Here is a 26,031-nt window from a genome sequence, read left to right as displayed (position 1 = left end):
AACGGAACCACCTGAAGGTAGTTCCCGGTGGAAACTCTTCACGTGCAGCATCCGGGCCACACTTCTGATTCAGAACGGGATTTTAACGGGCCAAAGCCCTCAATCGGGACTTCAGAAGACGAAAGCGGCGGCCCGTTCCAACCCGGGAAGGACCGGAGCTGCGGCATCGAACAGCGCCCGATGGCCGAATTCACCGTGGGTATGGGTCACGATCACGGCCCGGGGGGGCGTGGATTGGGCCGACACCCCCACGAGGCGCCCGCCCTCCTTGAGCTGCCCGAGCAGCGCCTCAGGCGTCACCTCGAAGGCGCCGTTGAGGATAATGACGTCATAGGGAGCGGCAGAAGGATCACCTTCGGCGCAGGCTGCGGCCTTGCACGTGACGTTGGCGAGGCTGGCGCAAGCCTCCTTGGCCTTCGTGGCCAGGGCCGAATCACATTCCGTCGCGGTGACCTGACGGGCGAGCGTAGCCGTCAGCGCGGCGAGGTAGCCGGTGGCGCAGCCGACCACCAGCACGTTGTCCCCCTCGCCGATTTCGGCGGCCTGGAGCAGCTTGCCGGTCAACTGCGGCTTGATCAGGAACCGCTTAGCCCCGCCTTCGCTCACGTCGAGATCGAGGTCGAGATAGGCCAATGCCTGCCTGGCAATCGGCACGAACGCCTCGCGCGGAACTGTGAGCATCGCGTCGAGAATACGGCGATCGGTGACGTCATTGGTGCGCACCTGGCCATCGACCATTTTTAGGCGCGCGGTCGAGAAACCGGACATTTGCGGACCCTGCAATGCGGACGATGCCGCGGACGAAATTTGGCGGCATCTTTGGAACAGGCTCCGCGAAAACGCAACACGTCCGTTGGCCCGGGCGGACCGGGCTACGCAACCCACGGCGTCAAGTTGGTTGGTGAGCTATTCGATCGTGACTGCGAGGCGGCCGATCAATGCGGCGACTTCGTCGAGCCGCGCCGAATCGTGCGCCTCGACGGCGCGCGCGAGGCAGGCCAGGCATTCATCATCGCTGAGCTCGGGAACGTCCGCCGGCAGAATCGAGGGGGCCATTTCGGAACGGTCGAGGACATCTGGCATTGGAATCACCTCCGTAAGGATCCGGCGCCTGCCAAGGTCGATTTGAATTGGGTCGAATTGGCGTCGCCCTCATGACGCGACCGCGCCCGACGCACACAACTGCTTGAGTGCGATTCTGCGCTGGGGCGGATATCACCTGAAGTGGTGCCGCGGCTACATTAGAATGCGGGCGCAGGATATTGAAAACACATTGAAATATGATCTGGACGCTGGGCAGGCCGATGCATGGCCCGAAGGGAGTGTCCGTGCGAGCCTCTGCCCCGTGCAAGTTCAGGCAACGGTTGCAAGGTAGAGCTGCGTGTCGAAATAGTCTGCGGCCCGCACGGGTGCGGTGACGCCGGCATCCGTCATGAAGAAGTCGCTGACCTGCTGGAGCCATTTCACGACGGTCCCGTCGGAATACAGCCGCTTCCATTCGCGCGAGGAATAGAGCTTCTGGGCCTTGAAGGCTTCCGCGATGTCGGCGGGACGCGACTGCCCGTAATGTGTCTGGAGCGCCTCCGCTGCGGCCGCCGGGTTGCGCACCATGTGGTCGTTCGCTTCCACCCAGGCGCGGATGATCCGGGCCAGCACGTCCCTGTTCCCCGCATAAAAATCCATCCGCGCGGCCCAGCCGCCGAGCACGGCGGATTGCGGGTAGAAGGCGGAGGCGTCCACCAGCTTGACCGCATCCGGCAACGCCTCGCGGACGGCAATGTTGAACGGCACCCAGAGCGCAACGGCCGGCACCTCGCCGGCAATGAACGCCTTGACGGCGGCGGCCATGCTGCCGTTGACGATCTCGACCTCGGACGGATTGACGTTGTTGGCCCGCAGCGCGCGATCGAGAAAAATGTGCGCCGTGGTTTTCATCGTCGTCGCGATCCGCTTGCCCCTGAGATCCGCCATCCCCTTGACGCCGAGCGCCGGCCGGACCCAGAGCTGCGCGGTCGCGACCTCAATGTCGTTGATGAGAAAGCCCCGGCCGCGGCCGAGCGCCAGGTAGTTGGAGATGACGCCGCCGGCCGAGAGGACGTCGAGCTCACCGCGCGCCATCGCCTCGAAGACCTCAGGTCCGGTGTTGAACTCGTGCAATTCGAAATCGATCCCCTCGCGGTCGAACGAGCCGCGATCGAGCCCGGTCCAGATGTGTCCGTCCACGGCGACAACGTGGAGATAACCGAGCCGAATTCTGCTGCGCGCCTGCGCAATGGCTGGCGCCGCGTGCATTGACGCGGCCGCCAGCGCCGCGCCGTGCCGCAGCAACTGCCGGCGATTGACACCGAAGATGTTCATGCCGCCGCTCCCGCATTCCGGGCCGCGGACCGAAATCGCTGGGCATGAAATAGCGCGACGCTATCCTTGGGGTAGTCGTGCAGGAAGGCCGACAGCCGGACCCGCGTCGTCTCGGCCGCGCCGTCCTGCGCGATCGCCGCAAAGACTTCATCCCAGCGTCGACACATCGCAACATCGGCTTCATCGGCGTGCGCGAGCTCGCCGCGGAGCTCACTGACTTCGATCGCGTCGGCAAATCCCTTCGGCGTGATACTGTCGACGCTGCGGAACAGGAACCTATCGCCGACGCTGGCGCGGACCGCCGCACTGACCAGCACGCGCGTGCCGTAATTCTTGTTCAGCCCCTCCAACCGCGACGCCAGGTTGATGGTGGCGCCCAGCGCGGTGTAGTTCATCCGGTCGCTCGAGCCGATGTTGCCGACCACGGCGTCGCCGACATGCAGGCCAAAGCGGGTGTCGTAGGGCGGCCAGCCCTCGCGGCGAAACTCCTTGTTGAGCGCTTCGTTGGCCGCAAGGCATGCCAGGATGGCGCGGCAGGCATTGACGGTGTGGTCGGGATCGTCGGCCGGCGCGTTCCAGAATGCCATCACGGCGTCGCCGATATATTTGTCGATCGTGCCCTGGTGCCGCATGATCTCGTCCGACAGTACCGCGAAATAGCGCGAGGTGTGGATCATCACCTGCGACGGGTCGGCGCGCTCCGTCTTGGCGGTAAAGTCGGCGACGTCGGTGAACAGCACCGTGACCTCACGCCTGGAGCCGCCGAGGCTGAGCGAAGAGCCGGTCTCGATCAGCTGCCGCACGATCTGGCGCGGGATGAAGCTCGCAAAGCTGCGGACCACGCTGCGCATGGTGAACACCGAGCGGCCAAGCTCCTCGATCTCGGCGATGACGGAATGGACGCGCGGCCGCTCGGTAATCTCGAACCGCTGGATCGCGTCGGTCTCGTCGGCCAGCTTGCGCAGCGGCTGCGCCATCAGCGATCCGAGCCAGAACGCGAATGGCAGCGTGGCTCCGACAAAGGCCAGCGCCAGCGCGAACAGCGTGCGGCGCTCGTCGATGATCTGCGCATAGAACTCGTCGAGCGGCGCGACCATCGCCATCCGGATATTGGCCGAGCCGGCCGTCTCGAGCCTGTGGACCGCCGCGACATAGGTTCGGCCCGACGCGTCGGCAAAGAACTGCTGGGCCGCCCCGCCGTCCCGCCAGGAGTGGATGACCGGCACGAGCGCAGGCAGCCGGAGCGCGCCGATCTGTGGCAGGTCGTCCTGCCGCTCCGGGATCTCCGCCATCAGGCGGTTCATCTCGGGATGACCGACGATGCGCCCGGCATCGTTGAACAGGAACGCCAGCCCTGATTGGCCGAGCTTCTGCTCCGCCAGCATGTCCTCGAACCGGTTCAGCAGCAAATCACCCGCAACGACGCCGCGGCGCCCTTCCCTCAGCGGCGTCCGCAGCGTGTAGCCCGGCTCACCCGTGGCGTAGAAGACGTAAGGACCGGTCAGGAGCGTCTTGTCGTTCTTGAACGCCTCGACATACCAGGGCCGCTGCCGCGGGTCGTAGCTCGCGGGTCCGGCGACCTCGGCAACCTGAATGAGGTTTTCAGAGAGATACTGCGTGACAGGCGCGGCTCCCGCCGTGCGCGAGATCACGACCAGCCGGAAGGCAGCATCCTCATCGACATGCAAGCCCTTCCGGAACGACGGCTGGGCCCGGTCGATCACGTCCATCTCGATGAACGAGCCGTCCTCGTAGCCGACATAGAGATTGAAGAGCTGCGGGTTGTTGCGCAGCATCGCCGCCATCAGGCTGTAGAGCCGCGTATTGTCCGCGATGTCGGCCTCCTGGATCGGCGGCAGGCCGGACAGGATGTCGAGATTGTCGCGGACATTCTTGAACTGCTCGTCGATGTGATCGGCGCCAAGCTGCGCCACCTTCTCGATGAAGCCAGAGGCGGCCGTCCTGGTGATGGCGGTCACGCGCTCGAAGCTGAGATAGACCAGCGTCAGGCCCACAAGCAGCACCACGCCCACGAACACCGTGATGATCGATGTCTGGTAGCCAATGCGAAATACGCGTTTGCTGGTTTTCTCTCCGGTCATCGGAGCTGCTTGAACGCCTCCATCAGTACTTTCGAACGATGGGCTTCGTCGGCACCGGCGCGGGCGCTGCCGGCGAGACCGAGAAAGTAACCCAGGTCGACCAGCTGTTCGGCCGGTTCTCGGTCTCGAGGTCCTTGTAGCCTCGGACATTGAGATAGCCCTGGTAGCCATCGGACATCGGGATCATGAAACCGATCTGCGGACCGATGCCGACCGCCTGGCCGCGGAAGCCACCGAGCTTGGCGCCGGGACCGCTATCGTCGGTGATCTGCTGGAAGAAATAACCGGCGATGCCGATGTGAACGTTCTTGCTGACGAACTGTGAGGCTGCCCAGTCGACATGAAAATCCATGCCATTCTGATACTGGAGGGCCCCGTTCATGAAACTATAGGTGAGCCCGCCGACGATCGAGAATTCGTGGCCGCTCTTCGGATCGAGATAGGTGTAGCCGGCACCGACGTCGATCGCGGGGAAGCCAAAACTCAGATTGGCGAGCCGGCTGGAATCATAGGTGCCGCTCGGGATGTTGCCGGTGATGTAGACCAGCTCGTTGTGGACGCCCTGATTCCATTTCAGCGTGCCCTGGTAGAACACGTCGGTCAGCGTCGTGCGGTTGTCGGTGGCGCTGCCCGAGATCGTATTGCCGCGCGGACCGGTCAGCGTCGCATCGATGCCGGCGCCAATGTTGCCGGGCGCGGTGAGCACGGTGAAGCCGGCTTGGCCGCCCAGCACCGGCATCGGCGAGGTGTAGGTGATGCCCATGACGAGCGCGTCGGCATGTGCGTTGAGGCCGGCGGTCACCGAGCCGGGTATGCCGCCGCTGGTGACGAAGTTCTGCCCTCCTCCGGCCTTTTCGTTGAGGTGAAGGTAGATCGTCGAGTAGGCCCATCCAGGCGTTACCGGAACGGCGGCCAAGCTGCCGAAGATGCCCGGAAGCCAGAAGCTCACGCCGCCGGAAGCGGCAAGCGCGGGCTGAGCGGTGAAGCTCGCCAGCGCCAATGCAGTCCCGAGCCCGGCTTTGCGAATGTGTCCCGTCACGTCGCGTCTCCCTATTCTCGTCACGTCTTCCGCCCGAACGCATCACGCTCGCCCAATTGCACTACTTCTTGGCGCCCCCGATCGTGGCGGCGACACGCTCGGCATCGGGCAGTTTCCAGCTGTGGTCGAACAGCGGCTGCTCGGGCCCGTAGAGGCGGAATAGCAACTCGAACTTCCGCGCCGGATCGGTCGGCACCCAATTGGCTTCCTTGCCCTCCGGCGCCTTCGGACCGAAATAGACATCGACCGAACCGTCGGCATTCTTCTGGATGCCCGGGCTGATCGAAGCCCGGCTTGCGCTCGGCATGTTGCGCACCAGCGCGTGCGTCTCGCGGTCGTAGACGGTTGCGGACCAGTATTGCTTGACCGGCGCGTTGGCGGGCACCGTCAGGCGATAGGTGGCGGCGCCGTCGAACGGCTGGCCATCCCTGTCCTTGTTGGCCAACAGGTAGAACTGCGCGGTGCCCAGTCGCTTGATACCGGTGAAGCCAAGCGTGTAGGAGACGCCGCGCATGTCGACCGGATAGGTGTTCGGATCGGCGTATCCAGTGCTCGCCGCCTTGACCATCTCCGCTACCGCAGCCGGGAACCAGCGGATGCCCGGGTTGATTACGGCGAAGCCGGCGTCGTAGCGCTGTTCGAGTATCGCGTGGGCCTCGCGGGCGGCCTGATCGAGCAGCGCGACGGTCTTCTGATCCGGATTGAAAGCCTTGCCCTTCTCGATGCCGATGCTCGCGAGCTGGTCGATCATGGCCCGATCGCGATCGAGCCACGGCTCGTTCTGCACCACGCGGTCGAGGCTGCGATAGAAGCTCGCATCGAAGGGAATCGTGGAGTCGAACAGCACGTCGTAGGCGTCAGTGAAATTGGTCTGCGGCGGATCCTTCGCCTGCGCGAGTGGGTAGACCTTGACCTGCTTGCCGTAGGAGACCGACTTCGCCACGTCGGCATCGCCGTGGCTTGCGAGATTGGAGCGCAGCAGCGCGAAGCCGCTGAACGTGTCCGACTGAAGCGAGATGTAGCCCGCGGGCGCGTCGCCCTTGTAACCGGGCGGCAGGATCAAATATTTGCCGCCCTGCCCCTTGTCGGCGCCTTCGGGACCTGCGTCCTCCAGCGGCATCTGCCACGCCGTGACGATGTTGCCCGCGATCGAGCCGCCTTGCGCCGGCGGAATGTCGATCACGACCGGGCCGTCCTTCACGTTCCAGAACGACATCAGATAGATCGAGTCCGGATTGGGCGTCAGCGTCTGGTTCTTCCAGTTCACCGGCTTCGACCAGTAGATGATCTCGTTCGGCTTTGCCTTGGTCGTCCCAAGCATGGTCTGGAGCATGAGATCGGCATTCACCGCCGGCATGCCCCAGATCATCGCCTCGACTGCGCGACGCTGGATAGTGCGCGCGGCAACCTCATCCGGCGACAGACTCTGCGCATGCGCGCTCGCTGTCATCAGTGTCATGGCGATGGCGCCTGCGATTGCGTGTCTCATGACAGCCTCCATTCTCGTTCAGCCTTCAGCTCACCGGCTTCGGCTCGGGGAATTTCCACTTGCCGTTCAGAATTTCGGGACGCGGCCGATAGAGTCGCACCGTGTAGTTCCAGCCCTTCATGATCGGCAGGCAGTTCGGGATCTTGCCGTCACAGCCACCGAACTGGACCACCGTGGAGCCGTCGGCTGATTTCGTCGCCGTCAGATTGTTGAGCGAGTAAGCGTTGTAGGGGTTTTTCTCGAAATAGCCCTCGGCGTTGTAGAGACTGATCGACCAGAAGCCGTCCACCGGCACATTGCCGGGGACGGTCAGCTTGTAGACGGTGCTGCCGTCGTTCTTCTCGGGGGTGACGCTGAGATAGGTGGCGTCCTTGTCGGGATTGCCGCCCCATCCCGCGGCGGTCGCGATCAGGTGCCGGATCGGATCGACCTGCCCCTTGGCGCCAAACGCATCCTTGAAGCCGCCTGCGGTTGACGACAGCACCAGGAGCGCGTCCCGCACCTTCTTCTGGCTGACCGGATCCCAATTCGGTATCTCGAACTTGCCCGGGGCCTTCTGGCTGATCGTGACGGCGTCCTGGACTGCGCGGACCTTCTCGACATCCTTGGGATCGTTGGGATCGACGAGGGTTCGAAGCCCGATCAGCGCATAGCGTGTGCCGACCCTCTTCCGATCGTAGGTGTAACTTCCGGCGCGATACTCTATGTCGCCGACGATGTAGTGATCCTCGTTGACCACCATCAACGACCGGAACCGCTTGCCAGCGTCCGGCAACTTGATCGTTACCGGTCCCGCATCGAGATCAACGACGGCCATGGAGTACAGCGTGTCACGATTCGACCGGATGACGCCCTGCTTATCGATCGCCATCGGCTCGCGATGGTGAAACAGCTTGCCGATGCCACCGGCGTCCTTGACGCCGTTGCCGAAGTACAGGTCGGATTCCGCGCGCCCAAAATTATCGACCGTCACCGGGACCGGCGACTGCGCTTGCGTGGCCGAGGTGAGGATGAGGAACGAAGCCGTCAGCACTGCTCTTTTCATGCGCCCTCTCGCTAGAACGGATTGACGTAATTCAGGATCGCGACCTGCCGCAGGATCACGCGGCGCACGACGTGGGTCGGTTTGACGTGATCGGTGTAGATCGCAGCCGTTCCGGCGCTGCCGGCCGGCAACCGTTTGACGAAATCGGCGTCGTCGAGCTTGACGCGCACGACGAAGGGGGCGGCCTCGATGGCTTTCGGCAGGACTGCCGTGCCCGATGTCTGCACCTGTCCGGTCGCGATCGCCTGGAGCACGCTCTCGACCTTGCCGGAGTAGATCTGCCCGGGTGCGAATTTGAATGTGGCCTCGACCTCCTGGCCGGGCGCCACGTAGCGCGCATCGTTCTGGTTGATCTCGACGCCGATGATGGTGCTTGAGACGTCAATGAACGCCATCACCGGCGCCAGCGGCAGGTTCGCCACGCGCGCGCCCTTGCGCAGCGCGAGATTGGTGACGTAGCCGTCGGCCGGCGCGCGCACCACTGTCTTGTCGAGATTCCACTGCGCGGCCTCGAGCTGGCCGGAGAGCTGGTCGGCCTCCGATTGCCGCTGTTCGACATCGAAGCCGCGGCCGGCGTCGCGCTCGTAGAGCTGCGTCATCTGGCCGAGGCGCGTCTTGGCGAGCTTGAACTGCGCGTCGATCGCCTTGACCTGCGCCGCGTAAGGCGTCGGGTCGATCTTGAACAGGACATCGCCTGCCCTCAGCGGCGCGTTGGCGAGAACCGGAACATCCGTCACCTCGCCCGCCACATCAGGTACGATCGAGACTGCATTGCGCACGACCAGCGCATTGCCCTGCGGTGCGCCCCACCCCATCGGGATCAGCAGTCCGAACAGCAGCAGCACCAGCACGATCGCGGGCGACGCCTTCCAGAACAGGTTGAAGCGTACGATCCCGAAATGCACCAGCAGGAACAGCAGCACCAGATAGGTATTGAAGAGCGCGACACCCATCACGCATCTCCCGCCTTGCGTGCGGGCACGTCGAGATAGGCCCAGATCAACGCGATCGGCCACAGCGCGAAGCCGAAGAACAGCGTGATCCAGCCGGCGACAGTCACTGCCTGCGCATGAGGATGGTTGCGCGACTTCGCGATGTGGCCGGGCAGCCAGCCCGCGATACAGACCACGCCGATCGCGCTGGCGAGCAGGATCACCAACACGATCCAGGCGAAGATGTCGTAGCCGCTCATGACCGCCGCCTCATTGCGTCAGTGACGTGCCTTCATTGGCAGTAGTCCCAAAAACCCTGCGTGCGGGATGGATCGGTGTAGTACCAGCACATCCCCGGCGCGGGCGCAGCACCCGCCCAGGCCACAGCCGTGGCCGCCGTCACGAAACCGATCGCCGCACCGGCAGCGATCGCGCCGCCCCTCGGCCAGTGGTAATAGCCGGGTCGCGCCCAGCCGCCGCGCCCGGCCACGGCCGTGGTGCTGCGGACGGCGACGTTGCCGCGCGGTCCGACCACTGCGGTCCGGCCGCGATAGGCGGCGCCTCGGGGGCCGACCACGGCGCCGCCACGATGGACCACGGCCCCACCACGCGGCCCCATGGCGGCCCCGCCGCGGCGAACAGCGGCACGCACCTCGATCAGATCGGATGGTCCAGTCGCGCCCTGCTGGATTGCCGCTGGCTGGAGCGGCGCCGCCGACACCGTTCCGACCGGAAGCGACGCGCCGGTTGCCAACGCCAGCAGGCAGTTCGTCCACCGAAACATGCGCATATGTCCAGACATCCTTGTCCCTCCCCTTGTTATTGCTGTCGTTGATGCAGCTTCCCGCACGCGTCCTCGTCATTGCGACGCTTCCGCGGTGCCGCGTTCGGACGCAAACACCGTCGTCCAGTCCTTTGCCATGTCGACGACGGTCCAGCCGCGCTGCGTGGCCTCGTCCCAGGCCTTGTCGAGCTTTCCGATCTTGGACTCCCTGTCGTAGGAATATTCGCGGGCCGCATCGGTGTGATGGACGATGCCGACGAAGCGCGCGCCGGGGCCGGCCGCAGTCCATTGCAGCATCTGGTGGTCGCCGTCCGAATTGCCGAAGGCAAGAATCGGGCGGCGGCCGATGAAGCGGTTGATGCCCGACGGCTTGCCGGGACCGTCGTCGATGAACTCGACCTTTGGCAGCTTCATCAGGACGGGTTTGCCATCGGCGTCGATCTTGAATTGCGTGACGCCGGAGGAGCCGACCACCTGCTCCGGCGGAATGCCGTAAGCCTTCTCGGCCCAGACCCGCATGAACTCGACACCGCCGCCTGATACGATGAAGGTCTTGAAGCCGTTCGCGCGCAGGTAGGCGAGCAGTTCCACCATCGGCTGGTAGACGAACTCGTTATAAGGGCGATGAAAGCGCGGGTGCTGCGCCCGGGTGAGCCAGTCGGCAACCGAGGCAGCGTAAGCGTCGGTCGTCACGCCGCTGTGGGAGACCGCGATCAGTGTCAGCAGACCCTTCTCACCCTGCGCCGCCAGCGCGTCCTTGTCGCCTGAGAGGAACGCCTTGAAGGGCTGCTGCTGCTTCCACTCGGGATGCTGCGGCGCCATCGCCCTGACGCTATCGAGGCCGAAGGCCGCCTGGAAATAGACTGGCTGTTCGCACCAAAGTGTACCGTCGTTGTCGAACACGGCAACGCGCTCCGCCGGCAGCACGAGATCGACTCCGCCTTGCGCGGTCACCCGCCCAACAAAGTCGATGATTGATGTCTTCGTGACCCCGTCGTTCCACGAAGGTAGAGGTCCGGTTTGAGCAAAAGCCGCCGCACTCCAGACCGCGACAGCATTGATGGCGGCGAAACCGATCAGAAACCCACGCCGGCTGGCAGATGCGAGGGAAACGAGCATTCTGGATCTCACAGGCGCAAGCGAGTAACTACGAAGGTGGCACCGGCCCGCAACGACGCGGGCCGGTGAGGATGGGGTGTCAGCTATTTGACTCCGCGTTGCTGGAGCTGCTGTTCGATCATCTGATTGACGCCTGAGCGTATCTTGTCGATGCTCTGGGCGCGTTGTCCCGCCCTGGCGCGGTTGTCCTTGATCTCATCGAGCTGCTCTTCAAGGATCGTGGCCGGTACGAAACTCGGTGGGAACGCCCGCGGCGGAAAATCCTTGAAGGTCATGACGAAGGCGCCGACGTCGTCCATCGCGCCGTAGACCTGCCCGACATGGTTGAGTTGCCAGTCCCAGAATGTGTTCGAGGTGATGTCAGCCCGCTCGAACGGATCCTGAAGCAGGTTGAATATCTTCTGGAGGCGTAGCTTGGTGAAGGGCTCGGCCCAGACGCCCAGTGTGCCGGGCAGACGCTGCTCGGCGTAGACATACTTGTAGTCGCCCTTGCGCAAGGCCACGAGCAAACCGTCATCATCCGAGTAGAAGAACTTGTCACGAGCGCTCTTGGTGCCGTTGTTGTTGCCGGCCGTGCCGCTGACGTTGCGCAGGAATGCGGTCTGGTCGAACCCGTCGAGATGGACCTTGTAGTTGATGCCGTTGGCGGTGTACCCGGCGCTCAGCTTGTTGACGATGTCGGGCTCACCTGCCGCCGAGCACAACGTCGGAATCCAGTCGTTGTGGCTCATCAGCTCATTGGTGACCGTGCCCGGCTTGATGACGCCCGGCCAGCGCACCAGGCACGGCACGCGGAAAGCGCCTTCCCAGTTGGTGTTCTTCTCGGAACGGAACCAGGTCATCGCGCCGTCCGGCCAGCTGTTCATGTGAGGACCGTTGTCGCTGGAGTAGACGACGATGGTGTTGTTGGCGATCCCCATATCGTCGAGGGCTTTGAGCAGAGTACCCACCGTATCGTCATGCTCCTGCATGCCGTCGATGTATTCGCTGTCGCCATGCGTGTAGCGGCCGCGATGATCGGTACGCACATGGGTGCGCAAATGCATGCGCGTGGCGTTGAACCAGCAGAAGAACGGTTTGCCGGCGGCCTGTTGCCGTTTCATGTAGTCGATGGCCGCGGCCGACGTCTCGTCGTCGATCGTTTCCATGCGCTTCTTGGTCAGGGCGCCGGTATCTTCGATGGTCTGTTTGCCGATCTTGCCGAAGCGGGGGTCTACGGTCGGATCGTCGCGGTCTGCCGCCTTGCACCTCAGCACGCCTCGGGGGCCGAACTTGGCGAGGTAGCTGGGGTCTTTGGGATAGTCGGGTAGTTCCGGCTCCTCCTCGGCGTTGAGATGATAGAGATTGCCGAAGAATTCGTCGAAGCCGTTGACGGTCGGCAGCGACTCGTTGCGGTCGCCGACGTGGTTCTTGCCGAACTGTCCGGTGCCATAGCCGAGATTTTTGAGGAGGCCGCCAATCGATGGGTCGAGCTGGCTCATGCCCATCGGCGCACCGGGAAAGCCGACTTTGGTCAGGCCGCTGCGAATGCCGTGTTGGCCGGTCAGGAAAGCCGCGCGACCCGCCGTGCATGATTGTTCGCCGTAATAGTGGAGGAACTTGATCCCCTCGCGTCCGATGCGATCGATGTTGGGCGTCTCGTAGCCCATCAATCCGTTGGAGTAGGCGCTGATGTTGGCGATGCCGATATCGTCGCCCCAGATCACGAGAATGTTGGGCTTGCCTCCCGCTGGCTGAGCTGCCGCCGGCGCGCGAGAGGGCGCTGCTTGCTGCGCTTGCGCCAGTGCTTCCGAGGTCAGCGTCGCTGCTGCGACGATCGATGATGTTCCAAGGAGCAGATTTCTGCGGTTGATCGTTTGTTCAGCGTCGGAGGAATTGTTCTTGTTCTTTAGTTCGCCGCTCATTTCTACGCTCCCTGTGTTTCATTGGTCGTTCACGTCAGCCGCTCGGCGTTGCTGCCGGGCGGTCACGCCACGCTATTGCGTGACTTGAAAACTCCTCTGCATCTTCTCGACGATCTGATCGATGCTGAAGCTCGACGGCCGCTGACTCGGGGGAAATTCCTTGAAGGTGGCGAGGAACTCCCCCACAATTCTAGGCGCAGCAATGAACACACCCGCGCCGTCCGTCATGAGCCAGTCGTAGTAGGTGTTCGACGTGATATCCGCGCGCTCGTAGGGGTCCGAGCGCAGATCGAAGATTTTCGGCACGCGCAATTTGGTAAACGGCTCGGCCCAAATTCTTAATGTACCTTGCGCACGCTGCTCTTCGAAGACGACTTTCCAGTTCTCGTAGCGCAGAGCCACCACGTCGCCATCATCGTCGAAGTAGACAAACTCCTTGCGCGCGCTGCGCTCCTGCTGACCCGTGAGGTGGGGAAGCTGGTTATATCCGTCGAGATGGACCTTGAACGTTTTGCTTCCGGCCTGGTGCCCCCTCAGCAGTTTGTCCTTGATATCCGGTTCACCCGCGGCCGCCAGCAGGGTCGGCATCCAGTCGAGCGCGCTGATGGTCTCGTTCGAGATCGAGCCGGGTTGAATTCGTCCTGGCCAGCGGATCATGCACGGCACGCGGAACGCGCCCTCCCAGTTGGTGTTCTTTTCGCTGCGGAACGGCGTCGTTCCCGCATCCGGCCAGGAGTTTTGATGCGGCCCATTATCCGTGGTGTAGATCACGACGGTATCGTTACCGATGCCGAGATCGTCGATAGCCTTGAGCACCGTTCCGATCGTCGCATCGTTTTCGATCATGCCGTCGGCGTATTCGGTCCTAGCCGTCAGCCCGGGCGGGCCACGATGGGACTCCCGTACATGCGTGCGAAAGTGCATTCGGGTCGTGTTGAACCAGCAGAAGAATGGCGTGTTGGCCTTCGCCTGACGTTGCATGAAATCGATGGCAGCAGCCGATGTTTCGTCGTCGATCGTTTCCATCCGTTTCTTGGTGAGTGCGCCGGTGTCCTCGATGGTCTGCTTGCCGACCTTGCCCCAGCGCGGATGTTCGGTCGGATCGTCGCGATCCGACGCCTTGCAACGCAGCACGCCCCGTGGGCCGATCTGGTCCCGCATACCGGTCGGATAAAAGCGGTTCTCCGGATCTTCCTCGGCGTTGAGGTGGTAGAGATTGCCGAAGAATTCGTCGAAGCCGTGCACGGTTGGCAGATATTCATTGCGGTCGCCGAGGTGGTTCTTGCCGAACTGCCCGGTGGCGTAACCAAGCGGCTTCAACAACTCTGCGATGGTCGCGTCTCGCGCTTGCAGACCCACGGTCGCGCCGGGAATGCCCACCTTTGAAAGGCCGGTGCGCAGCGTGCATTGGCCAGTGATGAACGAGGACCGCCCCGCCGTGCAGCTCTGCTCGGCGTAATAGTCCGTGAACATCATGCCTTCTTTCGCGATGCGGTCGATGTTCGGCGTGCGATAGCCCATCACACCAAAGGAATAGGCGGAGACATTGGTCTGTCCGATGTCGTCGCCGAAGATCACGAGGATGTTCGGCTTGCGGCCGGACGCCGATGAAGCCGCCGGGCTCGCGGCTGAACCCGGCGCCGCTTTCTGCGCTTGCGCCAGTGCCTCCGATGTCAGCGTCGCCGCGGCGACGATGGACGAAGTTCCCAAAAGCAGTTTTCGGCGATTGATCGACTGGTCAGCCCCGGACTGGGTGTTGTTCTTCTCCAACTCGCTGCTCATGCGATACTCCCTATCTTGCTATGTTGCAGCAGACCCTTCTTGTTCGCGATGAACAACGAGAGGCGTCCGCATCACGCAGCGGAAGCCGACATGGCTGGTTGAAGTATCGATCGGCTCGGCGTGGCGCGCCGCGGGGCGGTAGCGACGGCAATAGTTCGGCGCGCAGAGATGCGAGCCGCCCTTCAAGACTTTGCGCGGGATGCGGATGTCGGGTTGACATGGATCAAAGCTCGCCTCCTCGCGGCCACCGCGGGGATTTCTGGGAATGCAGCAAGGCTTCGCGGCGTCGGCGGCATGCTTTGACGACCACCAGTCCGAGGTCCACTCCCAGACATTGCCGATCATGTCGTGGAGGCCGTAGCCGTTCGGCGGGAAAGCCATGACCGGCGAGGTACGCTTGAACCCATCCTCGCCGAGATTCTGGACGGGGAAATTGCCCTGCCAGATGTTGGCCATGTGCTTGCCGCCCGGCATCAGCGCATCGCCCCAGGCGAACTCCTCGCCGTCGAGGCCGCCGCGCGCGGCAAACTCCCATTCCGCTTCCGTCGGCAGCTCCTTGCCGGCCCAGCGGGCATAGGCTGCCGCATCGCTATAGGAGACGTGCACGACCGGATGGTCGTCGAGGCCCTTGATGTTGCTGCCGGGGCCGTAAGGATGACGCCAGTTGGCGCCGCGCATGAAGGACCACCATTGGCTCCAGTCGGTGAGATCGGTGATGCGCGGCAGCGGCGAGAACACCAGCGAGCCGGCGTAGAGCATCTCCTTCAGCGCGCCGGGATAGTCCTTGGGGTCGGGAACGATCTGCGCCTCGGTGACGTGGCCGGTCGCGTTGACGAATTGCTTGAACTGCCGGTTGGTGACGGAGGTGCGGTCGATCCAGAAACCGTCGACGGAGACGCGGTGGCTCGGCGCCTCCTCGGGATAATGATGGTCGGATCCCATACGGAAGGTCCCGCCGGGAATGAAAACCATCTCGCCGGTCTTCACGTCGTCCGGCAACCACTCGCAGTGATCCGTATCCGCCCGCAGCATCGTGGAAACTCCGATACGAGTATTCCACCCGATACTATGGCGCGGATTTCAGCAGGCGTCGACGAGAGCGCACTGCCCGGCATTCTGGACGCATTGTCTGGTCCCCTCTTCTTGGCGCCGAGGGTGCGAGATGGGTGTCGTAGACTTGCGTCAGCATCTCTCCCTCTTTTGCGCACATCCTTCGAGCCCGCGGCAACACCATACCGCCATCCCCGCCCCGCGGTTCGCAGAACGATCGTTGCCGATATCGCCTAGGTTGCAAATGGTATCCGAAGATAGGATGCCCGTGATGTGCAGTTTGTGCCAAAACGTCGCGCCGATCGGTGAGGCTTAACGACACATGTCGCAAATTCCTCAATCCACAGCGTCATGTGGCGCGCAGCTCGCGTCAAATTCGGCGATAATTTACCTCAAAGCGCGAACTCGGACTGTCGTACCCACTTCGCGTTGTAGTGGTGTTCAGCCGCCGCCTGCCGCAGAATTGTCGCGCTTGAGTAACAGGGTGGCGCCATGGGCCAATTCCTTCTGGTTGATTCGCGTAAGCTCGACGGGTTCGAAGGTCTTCACCAGGCCGTTCACGGCTCGCACGTCGATGTCATGCAGCTCGGGCGCGGGCGATTGCGCGGATCGCTCTCCCATGTCGGCATCGGCGATTTCTCGCTCAGCATCGGCACCTTCAGCGTCGGCATGCGTACGCAGCGTGTCGCCAGCGACGACAAGCTGATCATCGGGATGCTGCTCGCGGCCGAAGAGCGCGTCACCCACTGGTCCTTCGACATGCGCCTCAACGACGTGCTCGTGATTCCGCCGCTGCTCGAGCATGACGGAATCTTTCACGGTGGATCCGCTTACGCCGCCATGCGCTTCGACATCAACGAGGTCGCATCGCTGTTCGGCGGCGAAGCGAGGCTGAGCAATCCCGACACCTGGCGCAGGCGCGACCATTTCCGGGCGGCCCCCGATAGCGGCGCGATCGCCGCACATCGTCTGGTCCGGATCATGTCACATCTGCGCACCTACAGGAGCGGCCTGACGCCCTCGACCGCCGATTTCTGGAAGCGATCGATCGTCGAATGCATGGCGGCCAACGTGATGTCGTCGCTACCGCCCGACGACACCGGCTGGCTGCCTTCGGCGAGGCGGCTGATCCGCCGGGTCGAGGAGTATCTCGACGAGGCCGGCACGCGCCCGGTGCATGTCTCGGAGATCTGCGCCGCTCTCGGGGTGTCGCGCCGCACCCTCCATCGCGCGTTCCAGGAGGTGTTCGGCTTGGGCCCGGTCAGCTTCCTCAGGCACAAGCGGCTGTGTGCCGTTCATTCCATTCTGCATGAGAGCGTGCCGGGCTCGACGACCGTGGCCGCTGTCGCCATGCAGCAGGGCTTCTACGAGCTCGGGCGGTTCTCGCAGTATTACCATGCGATGTTCGGGGAACGTCCGTCGCAGACCCTGGGAGGACGAACTGTCCCTCGCCTGAGGGTTCAACCCTCTGAGCATGAATTATAGGCGCCCGGTTCGGCTGTGCTGGGGGACGGCTAGGGTCCGACCGATTCCCTCTCCACCGGCCGATTGCACAGCCGTGCACCGGCCCCAACGCGGCGGCCGGGGGTAGTGTTGCGCAATTGCAACGCAAGTAAGACTTTGAATTTGCTGGATTTTGGCTCCCCGGGCTGGATTCGAACCAGCGACCATCCGATTAACAGTCGGATGCTCTACCGCTGAGCTACCGAGGAAAGGGCGAACCAGTCGTTCGCGCGCGGCTGCGTATAACAAAGCCGCTTGCGCTTGCAAAGGACGAATTCGCGATCTTGCACAATGCGCCGAGGAAGGGCCGCCGCCCCCTCCCCTGGTCAAGTCAGGTCAAACTATTCGGCGACGAAGGACGTGGTCTTGGTTCCGGAGTCGTACCGCAGCCGAAGCGCGGTGATCTTGCAGAGGTTGACGTTCTTCCAGAGCACGGATTCGTCATAGTTCTGCCAGTCGACGCGGATGTTCCAGACACATCCCTCGTCGTCCTCTTCGAACTCGACATAGGTGCTCGCCTGGTTCTGCAAAACCTTTTCGAGCTCGTTCTCCCATTCGTCCAGGCCGTCGTCCGGCGCGTTGAAGCCCAGGAATTTGATGGCATAGCCGGTCTCGTTGACGACGGTGACGTTGCGGGCGTCGGCCGCGAACGATGGCGTAGCGGCGATCGCAAGACCGATCGCGATCAGTCCGGACAGAAAATACTTCATGTGAAATTCCCCCGATCGAAAGAGGCTCCGGTGCCTGACGTCGATCCGCGCAGGCACCGCGGCAACAAATGGCGTTGCCTCGAAGAATTCACCCGGAGCGCGATCGAGTGGTTCAACACGCGATCGATCGACGCTCCGGAGCGTGCGCGACGCGAGACGCGCACGGGCAGTTCATATCGATTCGAATTCTCCGCAGCAATGAACCGGCGTTCATAGATCGGCGGTGTTTGTTTTCTCCGGCACGGGCGCCGGCACTGCGGCGCCGTTGCTCTTTCCCGTCACGGCGCCGACCAGCGCTTTCACGGGATCCTCGCCCGGCGCAAACCCGCTCTGGCGCAGGATCTCGTCGATCATCGGACGCAGCGCGTGCACCTTGAGGAGCTCGCCCGCAAGCCCTTCGCCGAAACCGACATTGCTGCCGCCGGTGCCATTGCCGCCGAACGCGCCGCCGGTGTGCAGGATGCGGACGTCCTTGAGATTGCCGATCGGCTTGACCATCTCGGCCAGCGCCGAGGGCATGGTCTCGATCCGCTTCTTGGCGAGCTCGAAGTCGATGACGTTGGCGCCGAGCTTGTTCTGCGCCTCGTTCTTGAGCGTGATGATTGCGGCTTCGGCCTCGCCGATATTCCTGACGCCGACAGCCTTGATCTTGTTGGACTCGGCTTCCGCGGTGGCCAGCGTCTTGACGGCCTCGGCGCGATCGAGCGAGGCCTTCTTTTCGGCTTCGGCCGCGACGATCAGCTCGGTCGACTTGCGCTCGGCCTCGGTCCGCGCGGCGAGCACCTGGGTGAGACGGGTGCGATCGGCGACCTCGACTGCGCGGGCGGTCACGACCTTTTCTTCCGCGGAGACGGCGAGCGCCTCGGCGGTCTTGGCGTCGGCGACGGCTTCCGAGGTCTGCTTGCTCTTGGCCGCGATCTGGATCTCGTTCTCCTGCGTGGCGATCTGGATCTCGCGCTGCGCGTCGGTCTTGCGCTTGTTGATGGCGAGATCCGACTCGATGACCGCGGTTTCCTTGACCTGCTTGGCGCCGGCCTCCTTCTCGGCCACGGCGCGGTCGGTATCGATGCGGGCGTTCTCCTCGGTCAGGCGCGCGGTCTGGGTCGCGGTCGCGACTTCGGCGCGGGTGCTCGCGGTCTTGTTGGCGATGTCGCGCTCCTGGGAGAGCTCGGCCTCCTTCTTGGTGCGCTCGATGGTCAGGGTCTGCTGCCGCGCCTCGAGGTCCTTTTGCGCAATCGCCACCTCGTTGTCGCGCACGATCGAGTTGCGGTCGCGCCTGCGCGTCTCGGTGACGGTCTTCAGCTGGGTCAGACCTTCGGCGTCGAAGAAGTTTTCCGGATTGAAGAATTTCACATCCGTCTGGTCGAGCTTGGTCAGCGACACCGATTCAAGCTCGAGACCGTTGGATTTTACGTCCGATTCCACGGTCGCCTGCACATGCTTGACGAAGTCGCTGCGCTTCTCCTGCAACTCCAGGATGGACATGGTGGCCGCCACCGACCGCAGGCCGTCAACGAATTTTGCCTCGACCTGGTTACGCAGGGCTTCGGCGTCATTCGTCAGCGCGCCCAGCGTCTGGCTCGCGAGCGCAATGCTCTCATCGTCAGGACGGACGCGCACGTAGAACTCGGCGACGATGTCGACGCGCAGGCGGTCCTTGGTGATCAGGGACTCCCGCTCCTTGCGCTCGACAGTGAGCCGCAGCGTCTTCAAATTGACGCTGGCATAGGAGTGGAAGATCGGCAGGATCATGGCGCCGCCGTCGAGCACGACCTTCTTGCCGCCGAGGCCGGTGCGCACGAAGGCCTCGTCGCGGGTGGCGCGCTTGTAGAGGATGGTGAAGACGATCCCGAGGACGACGATCAGCGCGACGCCGATCATGGCCGGGACTGCAATGTCGAACATGACTTTCTCCGATAAATGACTTGTCAGCTGCTTAGAGTCGGCTTGGAAGGTTTGAGTTCATCGTCGGCCTTCACCGCGACGAAGCGGGTGCCGGCGCGATCGACCAGCAGGACCGTGGTTCCCTGCGGCAGGGGCGATGATGACGGTGCGGCGACCGCCCACACGAAATGCCGGTTGCCGTGGATGTCGGCGACGCTGACGCGGCCGGGCGGCCCCTGATCGAGCGGGCCGATCACGACCTCGCCGACGCGGCCGACGAGATCGCCGAGGCCGACGGCATAGCTTTCATCCTTGGGAATGACCCGCGCGATGCCTCTGCTTGCGGCGCGGACCACCGGAATCGAGACGGCAACCGCTCCGACCGACGCGAGCGTTGCCGGCAAGGGACCCGCCACCATCCGCGCAATGTCCTGGATCAGGAAGCCGGTGATGGAGAACGCGCCGAGCAGCAACAGCAGGAAGATCAAGAGCGGCACGCCGCCGACATTGATCCAGGAGATGGCGTTGATCACGCCATTGTCGCTGGGGTGACCGAAATCGATGTTGGTGCCGAGCATCTCGCTGAGCGAGGCCCCGACCAGCATCGAGACCACCTCGATCGAACCGACGATGAGGATCATGGCCGCCGCGATCGCGAACGGCCTGACCTCCGGCGACATCACGTGTTCGAGCAGTGCGCTCATGACACATTACTCAGGAGCGCGACTTCAACCGCGCCAGCCTCGCTGCAATCTCCTTGTCGCGATGCAACGTGCTGAGCTCGTCGATGTCGCTTGAATACGGGATCGCTGCCGGAACGCCGGTGGCGCGCGCCACCGCCCTGCCCGCGCGCAAGGCCTTCGCTGCCGCCGAGGCACCACCGGACTTCCGGGGCGACGTCGAGGCCTGATGGCTTGCGTGAGCCTCGCTCTTTTCGAGATCGGCGCGGCGTTGCTCGGCATCTTGCAATGCTGACAGCACGGCGCGCAGCGACGTCACGCACTGCTCGATCTTCTCGTTGTTCTCATCGATGGCGCGGGAGAGCACCTCGAATTGCGCCTCCAGGTCCATCTGCCGCGCAATGCCGGCGCGTGCGAGATCGTCTCGGCTATCAGCGATCGCACCTTCGATCTTGGGCGCAAGATCGGTTATCTCGCGTTCGATCTCGGTGCGGCGCGCGTTGAGACGGTATTCCTCGGCGCGCGCGGCCGCGAGCGAATCGCGCGCTTCACTCTCCGCGCGCTCGATCTCGCGGATGGCTTGGCCAACCACGTTCAGCTTGTTCTTCCCCTCCGCCTGCTCGATCGCGTCATAGGCGATCCCGGCGATCAGGCGCCCGACCCGTGACAGGAAGTTGTCGGGGGCGGCAGCGATGGTATCCATGGCGTTCTCCTCCTCTGGCAGATTGTTCGGCGTGACGCCGTAGTGAACTTCGAAACCGTCGTCGGTGCGGATCAGGTGCGCGGGAGCGCTCTGCCCCCAACCCTCGGCATAGCCGGCATAGTCGAAGGGCACGCTGAAGCGCCCTTCCACGGTTGCAATCGAAATGGTGGCGGGGCCCTTGATCTTGGCGAGCTTGTCGTCGAGCGGCAGGCGGCGGCCCTGAGCGGCGCGATAATCGGCGCGGTCGCGCAGGCCCAGCGTCACTAGCCGCGACGGCAGCGCGGTTTCTTTCCGGATCGGCTCATAGGCATGGGCATGGAGCAGGACGACGTTGGAGCCGACGTTATGGCTCCGCGCCACCTCGTCCAGGATCTCCATCATGCGGTCATAGGCCCTGAACGTCGCCTCCATGGCGGCCTTGGCGGCCGGGTCAGGGGCAAGCCTGTAACGCAGCGCGGACGGCGCGTTTTTGGACGACGGGCTCATGGAAAGCACTAAAGCACCATTTTGGTGCTTTAGGAAGAGGAAGTACGATCACTTTCCCCTAACCCTCATGCACTCTGTGGGTTAGTCGTCGGCCGCAGTCGACGCGTTCAAGGCGGTTGATCATCCCTAGATCACGGCCGATCAAGACTTCTTGCACGCGCGGGTTGCAATTTAAGACGAAGTGGAGGGAGCGTTTGGCGACTGCCACTCTCGTGTCCCGGCCGCGTTGCAACGTGGAACGTTACGGCGCCAAGCCGGGACCCGGAAAGCCGCACCGTAGCTGTGGCATGGGCCCCGGCTCTGCTGCGCATCAGTTCGTGCCGCAGCGACCGGGCTGCGAAAGCCGAGCTCACGGCCGCCGGCACACCAGGTCGATCTCGATCAGCGCATCATAGGCGAGCCCGGTGACGCCGACACACGTGCGAGCCGGCAAACGATCCGGTGCGAAGAAGCTGCGATAGGTCTCGTTCATTGAGGCGTAGTCTTCCTTGAAACGCGTCAGATAGATCCGCGTCATCACGACGTGCTCGAGGCCGAGATCGAGGCCGGCGAGCACCACCTTCAAATTCTCCATCACGGCCCGCGTCTGTGCCTCTATGCCGTCGGGCAGCACACCCGGCGCCTGCGGTGTGTCCGGCATCTGGCCGGTGACGAAGACAAGCCCGTCGGTCTCGACGGCGTGGCTGAAGGGCGCGACCGGCTTCGGTCCGCCGCTGATCATGTGGAATTTCACTTGAGATGTCCTTGTTAAGTCGCGTCCCGAAACAGGCGCTTGCTGAGGATGGCGTGCACGCCCCAATTGCCGTCGACGACCTGGGTGACGCCGAAATCGACGGCGGCCGACATCAGCGCGATCGCCTCGTCCTCACTGAGGCCCTTCACGTTCATCAGGAAGCGCCGCATTTTCCGGAACGCATCCTTCATGGCGAGGTCGAGCGAGGATTTTGTGTAGACTTCGCTTTGGCCCTGCGCGCCGAACTCGGCGAGATAGTTGGGATGGCTGAAGCCGGTCAGCACCCAGTCGGTCTCGGTCTCGATCAGGGGATAAGAGAGATCGGCAAAGGGCCGGCCTGCAAGATCGGCCTTCTTGTGCAGGATCACCTCGAACGTCCCCGTCATCGAGCATTCGATCGCGGTGCCGCTGAGTTCGCCGTCGCCTTGCGTGGCGTGGGAATCGCCGACCGACAGCAGCGCGCCGGGCACCGAAACCGGAAGATAGACGGTAGAGCCCTTCCCCAGCCGCCAATTGTCGAGATTGCCGCCGAAATAGGACGGCGGCACGGAGTCGACGAAATCGACCTCGCGCGGCGCCACCGCGATCACGCCGAAATGCGGCCTCAGGGGAATGCGGATGCCATCGAGTACAGCATGCCGGCGCTTCACCGTGGCGGGCGCGACGGGGACGCCGGGATAGTCGTAGGTGGCGTGCACGACGCCGAAGGGGTCGGTCTGCGGCTCCCAGCGATAGGAATAAAGCGCCCGGGCGTGCGGCTCCTCTGGATCGTCGAAGATCTCGTAGATGGTGACGACCTCGCGCGGCATGGGACCGCCGAGAAACTCGTTGTAGTGATAGCCCCACCAAGCCGCGACCGAGGAGCCGAACACGCGGCCGGCATGGTTCGGATTGCGGCTCGCGCGCGGCACGATGTCGAGGATGCGCACCTCCAGCACGTCGCCGGGCTGGGCATCCTTCACCGCGACCGGCCCCGTGCAGATGTGCACGCCAAATCCTTCGCCGGCGCCACGGCCGAACACGCTGGCATCCATCGGGCCAGCGCCGCGACGATCGACGTTCTTCTTGTCCCGTGTCCAGCCGAACACGCTTTCAGCACCGGCATCGCCCGCGATCATCATCTCGGGTGCGTCGGAGGCGTGCTGCGTCAGCGTCTCGATGGTGATGGTGTCCCCCGAGGCGATCTCGATTTGCGGCGCCAGCGAGCGGCTGAAATAGCCCCAATGGATGCGGCTGGCTTCGACCGGGAGATGGTGATGCCTGCGTTCCGTGGTTGTCCGCTCCTCAGTGCCGGCACACGCAACGGTGCTGCGTGCCTCGACGCTCGAATGCACGCGCAGTTGCGCCAGCGCCTCCTGCGGCCAGCCGCGCTGGCCGGCAATGCCGTGCTGCAAGGTCGCCCGCTCCGCCTCCTGCTGGCGAAACTCGCGCGGCGGCAGGCCGAAGCGATGACGGAAGGCGCGGCTGAAATGTGCGGAATCGCCAAAGCCGTAGGCGTAGGCGATCTCCGAGATCGAACGATGCGCCTCGGTTGGATTGGACAGATCGGCCCAGGCACGCTGGAGGCGGCGCTCCCGGACGTAATGGGTGAAATTGTCGCCGACCGTCTCGAACAGCTTTTGCAGATAGCGCTCGGAAATCCCCTCGGCCTGCGCGACGCGCGCCGGCGCCAGTTCGGGATCGTCGAGCCGCCGCTCGATGGTCTGGCAGATCCGATGCAGCAGCGCGGCCTGCGTCGCACTCGATCCGGCATCGGACGTCGAAGCCGCCAGTTGATGCGCGAGCGTCAGGAGCAGATCAACGAGCGACTGCGCGACCGAATTCCACTCGGCATCGCTCAACGTGTCGAGCGTGCGCGCGGTCGCGTCCAGCAGACGCGAGAACACATCGGCAAAGCCGCTGGGTGGAACGACGCGGGGCTCGCCGAGCCGCGGCCTGCCCGAGAGGCGTCCGTGCAGCGCTTCCGAGGTCACCGACAGCACGATGGCCCGCATGTCGCGCTGGAACACGATGCTCCAGTCCCCGCTCCGCGGCAGCAGCACGAGATGGCCGACCGGAACGATGCGGTGGCCGCCGGCGCTCTTCAGCACCATGCCGTCCTCGACCGGGATCAGCGCGATCGGAAGGTCTTCATTCGGTTGCGAAAGAGGCGCGACGCTTTGCGCGCCAGCGGCCATGCGCGTCAGCGCAACACCTGCGGCATGGCGATGCGATGCGGTTGCATGTCCGTCAAAGAAGGAATGGCCGGTCGCCGGTTGCAGGCCAACCGCCGCCAGCACGTCCCGCCAGGCTTCGGGGCGGTCGTCTTGCGCGTAGGACTCGCTCGTGAACGGCCGGAAGCTCATCGGATCAACCCAGATTGCAGTTGATCGAAGCAACCTCTGTGCCAGACGAACGCGGTCATCCGTCGCAGCAACGGGCCGCAAATGACGTTCGCCGCTCATCTCCTCATCCCGAAAACTCGCTGTGTCTCAATGCATTAGTCGCAGCGAAAGATGTTCTTGCGGATCGTGCCGTGGACGCCCCAATTGGCGTCGACGACCTGAGTGACGCCGAAATCGGCGCCGACCGACAGCAGCGAGATCGCCTCGTCCTCGCTGAGACCGTGCACGGTCATCAGGAACCGCCGGAGTTTTCTGAACGCATCGCGCATCGCACGGTCGAGGCTCGAGTGATTGGCAATCTCGGTTTGTGCGTCGGCGCCGAGTGCGGCGAGATAGTTCGGATAGGTGAAGCCGTAGAACGACCAGGCGTGATCGGTCTCCAGCATCGGATGGTCGAGGCCCTCCAGATTGGTGCCGGCCAGATCAGCCTTCTTGTGCAGGATGAACTCGAAATCGCCGGTGAGCGAGGTCTCGATTGCGGTGCCGCCGAGCTCGCTGTCGCCTTGCGCGGCGTGGGGATCGCCGACCGAGAAATAGGCGCCGGGGACCGCGACCGGATAGAACATCCGCGCGCCCTTGCCGATGCGCCAGTCGTCGATGTTGCCGCCGGTGTAGCTCGGCGGGATCGAGCTGACGAAATCAGCTTCCGAGGGCGCGAGGCCCATGGTGCCGAAATGCAATCGCGCGGGCACCCTCACGCTCGACAGAATGTTTTCGCGCTTCCTGACGGTGGCGTGATCGACGCGCACGCCGGGATAGTCGATGGTGGGATGCACGATGCCGTCGGGGTCGGTCTGCGGCGTCCAGACGTAGTTGTAGACCGCTTTCGCATAAGGCTCGCCCGAGGTGTCGAGCTCGAAGATGGTGACGACCTCGCGCGGCTTCGGCTCCTCGATCAAATCGTGATAATGAAAGCCCCAATTGGCCGCGACGTTGGAGCCGAAGCAGCGGCCGGCATGGCAGGCGCTGCAGCTCGGTCGCGGCCGGATGTCGAGGATGCGCACTTCCAGGATATCGCCGGGCTCGGCACCTTCAATCGCGACGGGACCAGTGAGGAGATGCACGCCGATCCCCTCGCCTGCGCCGCGGATGAACGGACCTTCGGTCGGGCCCGAGCCGCGGCGCGCCACCGCCTTGTGCTCGCGCGTCCACTGGAACACGCTCTCGGCACCGGGATCGCCCTGGATCATGCGCTCGTAATCGTCATTGGCATGATGGGTCAGCGTCTCGATGGTGGCGCGGTCTCCCGAGCGCAGCGTCAGGGCCGGCGTGACCTTCTTGGAGAAATAGCCCCAGTGGACGGTCTTCGGCGAAACCGGCAGCGTGAAATGCTTCATGACGTGG

The 26,031-nt window shown here is 63.7% G+C and carries 22 protein-coding genes and 1 tRNA gene; 1 reads left to right on the top strand and 22 read right to left on the bottom strand.

Annotated elements, in window-relative coordinates; translation table 11 throughout:
• Window positions 1–111: 111 nt before the first annotated feature.
• The 14 genes from ABIA90_RS14435 to ABIA90_RS14370 form a co-directional block, all read right to left on the bottom strand.
• Window positions 112–768 (bottom strand): protein-L-isoaspartate O-methyltransferase family protein, encoded by a 657-nt coding sequence (locus ABIA90_RS14435; protein WP_354118269.1) that lies wholly within the window; start codon window positions 766–768, stop codon window positions 112–114.
• A 138-nt stretch (window positions 769–906) separates the two neighbouring features.
• Window positions 907–1,083, bottom strand: a complete 177-nt coding sequence (locus ABIA90_RS14430; protein WP_094183926.1) for a hypothetical protein — start codon at window positions 1,081–1,083, stop codon at window positions 907–909.
• Window positions 1,084–1,353: 270 nt separating this feature from the next.
• Window positions 1,354–2,358, bottom strand: a complete 1,005-nt coding sequence (locus ABIA90_RS14425; protein ID WP_071914069.1) for an ABC transporter substrate-binding protein — start codon at window positions 2,356–2,358, stop codon at window positions 1,354–1,356.
• On the bottom strand, window positions 2,355–4,460 hold the full coding sequence (locus ABIA90_RS14420; protein WP_071914071.1) for an adenylate/guanylate cyclase domain-containing protein: 2,106 nt from the start codon (window positions 4,458–4,460) through the stop codon (window positions 2,355–2,357). Before ABIA90_RS14420 ends, ABIA90_RS14425 begins: the two co-directional genes overlap by 4 nt.
• A 22-nt stretch (window positions 4,461–4,482) precedes the next feature.
• A complete protein-coding gene (locus ABIA90_RS14415) occupies window positions 4,483–5,499 on the bottom strand; it encodes a SphA family protein (RefSeq protein ID WP_354118270.1) in 1,017 nt (338 codons plus the stop codon).
• A 61-nt stretch (window positions 5,500–5,560) separates the two neighbouring features.
• Complete coding sequence (locus tag ABIA90_RS14410) at window positions 5,561–6,988, bottom strand: DUF1254 domain-containing protein (RefSeq protein ID WP_247310363.1); 1,428 nt, start codon at window positions 6,986–6,988, stop codon at window positions 5,561–5,563.
• Between the two features lie 25 nt (window positions 6,989–7,013).
• Entirely contained in the window at window positions 7,014–8,033 is a 1,020-nt protein-coding gene (locus ABIA90_RS14405; RefSeq protein WP_354118271.1) for a DUF1214 domain-containing protein, read from the bottom strand.
• A gap of 11 nt (window positions 8,034–8,044) precedes the next feature.
• Entirely contained in the window at window positions 8,045–8,986 is a 942-nt protein-coding gene (locus ABIA90_RS14400; RefSeq protein ID WP_085399542.1) for an HlyD family secretion protein, read from the bottom strand.
• Entirely contained in the window at window positions 8,986–9,225 is a 240-nt protein-coding gene (locus tag ABIA90_RS14395) for a DUF3302 domain-containing protein (protein ID WP_014495358.1), read from the bottom strand. The genes ABIA90_RS14400 and ABIA90_RS14395 overlap by 1 nt, the downstream gene beginning before the upstream one ends.
• A gap of 32 nt (window positions 9,226–9,257) precedes the next feature.
• A complete protein-coding gene (locus tag ABIA90_RS14390; protein WP_225048827.1) occupies window positions 9,258–9,749 on the bottom strand; it encodes a hypothetical protein in 492 nt (163 codons plus the stop codon).
• Between the two features lie 75 nt (window positions 9,750–9,824).
• Window positions 9,825–10,868, bottom strand: a complete 1,044-nt coding sequence (locus tag ABIA90_RS14385) for an HAD family hydrolase (protein WP_354118272.1) — start codon at window positions 10,866–10,868, stop codon at window positions 9,825–9,827.
• Window positions 10,869–10,951: 83 nt separating this feature from the next.
• Window positions 10,952–12,772, bottom strand: coding sequence for an arylsulfatase (locus ABIA90_RS14380; RefSeq protein WP_354118273.1), 1,821 nt, complete (start codon window positions 12,770–12,772; stop codon window positions 10,952–10,954).
• A gap of 72 nt (window positions 12,773–12,844) precedes the next feature.
• Window positions 12,845–14,554 (bottom strand): arylsulfatase, encoded by a 1,710-nt coding sequence (locus ABIA90_RS14375; RefSeq protein WP_354118274.1) that lies wholly within the window; start codon window positions 14,552–14,554, stop codon window positions 12,845–12,847.
• Between the two features lie 18 nt (window positions 14,555–14,572).
• Window positions 14,573–15,586: a formylglycine-generating enzyme family protein gene (locus ABIA90_RS14370; protein ID WP_354118275.1), complete on the bottom strand. Its 1,014-nt coding sequence runs from the start codon at window positions 15,584–15,586 to the stop codon at window positions 14,573–14,575.
• Between the two features lie 510 nt (window positions 15,587–16,096).
• On the opposite strand from ABIA90_RS14370, the gene ABIA90_RS14365 reads away from it, so the two are divergent.
• Window positions 16,097–17,089 (top strand): helix-turn-helix domain-containing protein, encoded by a 993-nt coding sequence (locus ABIA90_RS14365; RefSeq protein ID WP_166341579.1) that lies wholly within the window; start codon window positions 16,097–16,099, stop codon window positions 17,087–17,089.
• A gap of 152 nt (window positions 17,090–17,241) precedes the next feature.
• On the opposite strand, the gene ABIA90_RS14360 is transcribed toward ABIA90_RS14365, so the two are convergent.
• The 8 genes from ABIA90_RS14360 to ABIA90_RS14325 form a co-directional block, all read right to left on the bottom strand.
• Window positions 17,242–17,316 (bottom strand) — tRNA-Asn (locus ABIA90_RS14360).
• Window positions 17,317–17,448: 132 nt separating this feature from the next.
• Window positions 17,449–17,817, bottom strand: a complete 369-nt coding sequence (locus tag ABIA90_RS14355; protein WP_071914099.1) for a hypothetical protein — start codon at window positions 17,815–17,817, stop codon at window positions 17,449–17,451.
• 210 nt (window positions 17,818–18,027) lie between these two features.
• The gene (locus ABIA90_RS14350; protein ID WP_354118276.1) at window positions 18,028–19,722 is read right to left on the bottom strand and encodes a flotillin family protein; all 1,695 of its coding nucleotides are present in this window, start codon (window positions 19,720–19,722) and stop codon (window positions 18,028–18,030) included.
• 23 nt (window positions 19,723–19,745) lie between these two features.
• Window positions 19,746–20,405, bottom strand: a complete 660-nt coding sequence (locus ABIA90_RS14345; protein WP_354118277.1) for an OB-fold-containig protein — start codon at window positions 20,403–20,405, stop codon at window positions 19,746–19,748.
• A 10-nt stretch (window positions 20,406–20,415) separates the two neighbouring features.
• Window positions 20,416–21,579 (bottom strand): PspA/IM30 family protein, encoded by a 1,164-nt coding sequence (locus tag ABIA90_RS14340; RefSeq protein WP_354118278.1) that lies wholly within the window; start codon window positions 21,577–21,579, stop codon window positions 20,416–20,418.
• Between the two features lie 340 nt (window positions 21,580–21,919).
• Window positions 21,920–22,303, bottom strand: a complete 384-nt coding sequence (locus ABIA90_RS14335) for a RidA family protein (RefSeq protein ID WP_071914108.1) — start codon at window positions 22,301–22,303, stop codon at window positions 21,920–21,922.
• A 14-nt stretch (window positions 22,304–22,317) separates the two neighbouring features.
• Window positions 22,318–24,648, bottom strand: coding sequence for an acetamidase/formamidase family protein (locus ABIA90_RS14330; RefSeq protein WP_354118279.1), 2,331 nt, complete (start codon window positions 24,646–24,648; stop codon window positions 22,318–22,320).
• Window positions 24,649–24,782: 134 nt separating this feature from the next.
• Entirely contained in the window at window positions 24,783–26,024 is a 1,242-nt protein-coding gene (locus ABIA90_RS14325; RefSeq protein ID WP_166341567.1) for an acetamidase/formamidase family protein, read from the bottom strand.
• Window positions 26,025–26,031 lie beyond the last annotated feature (7 nt).

It is taken from the genome of Bradyrhizobium sp. LA6.8, from assembly GCF_040547935.1.
Classification (GTDB): domain Bacteria; phylum Pseudomonadota; class Alphaproteobacteria; order Rhizobiales; family Xanthobacteraceae; genus Bradyrhizobium; species Bradyrhizobium barranii.
The sequence above is the reverse complement of the archived record's forward strand: the minus strand, read 5'-3'. Positions and strand labels throughout refer to the sequence as shown.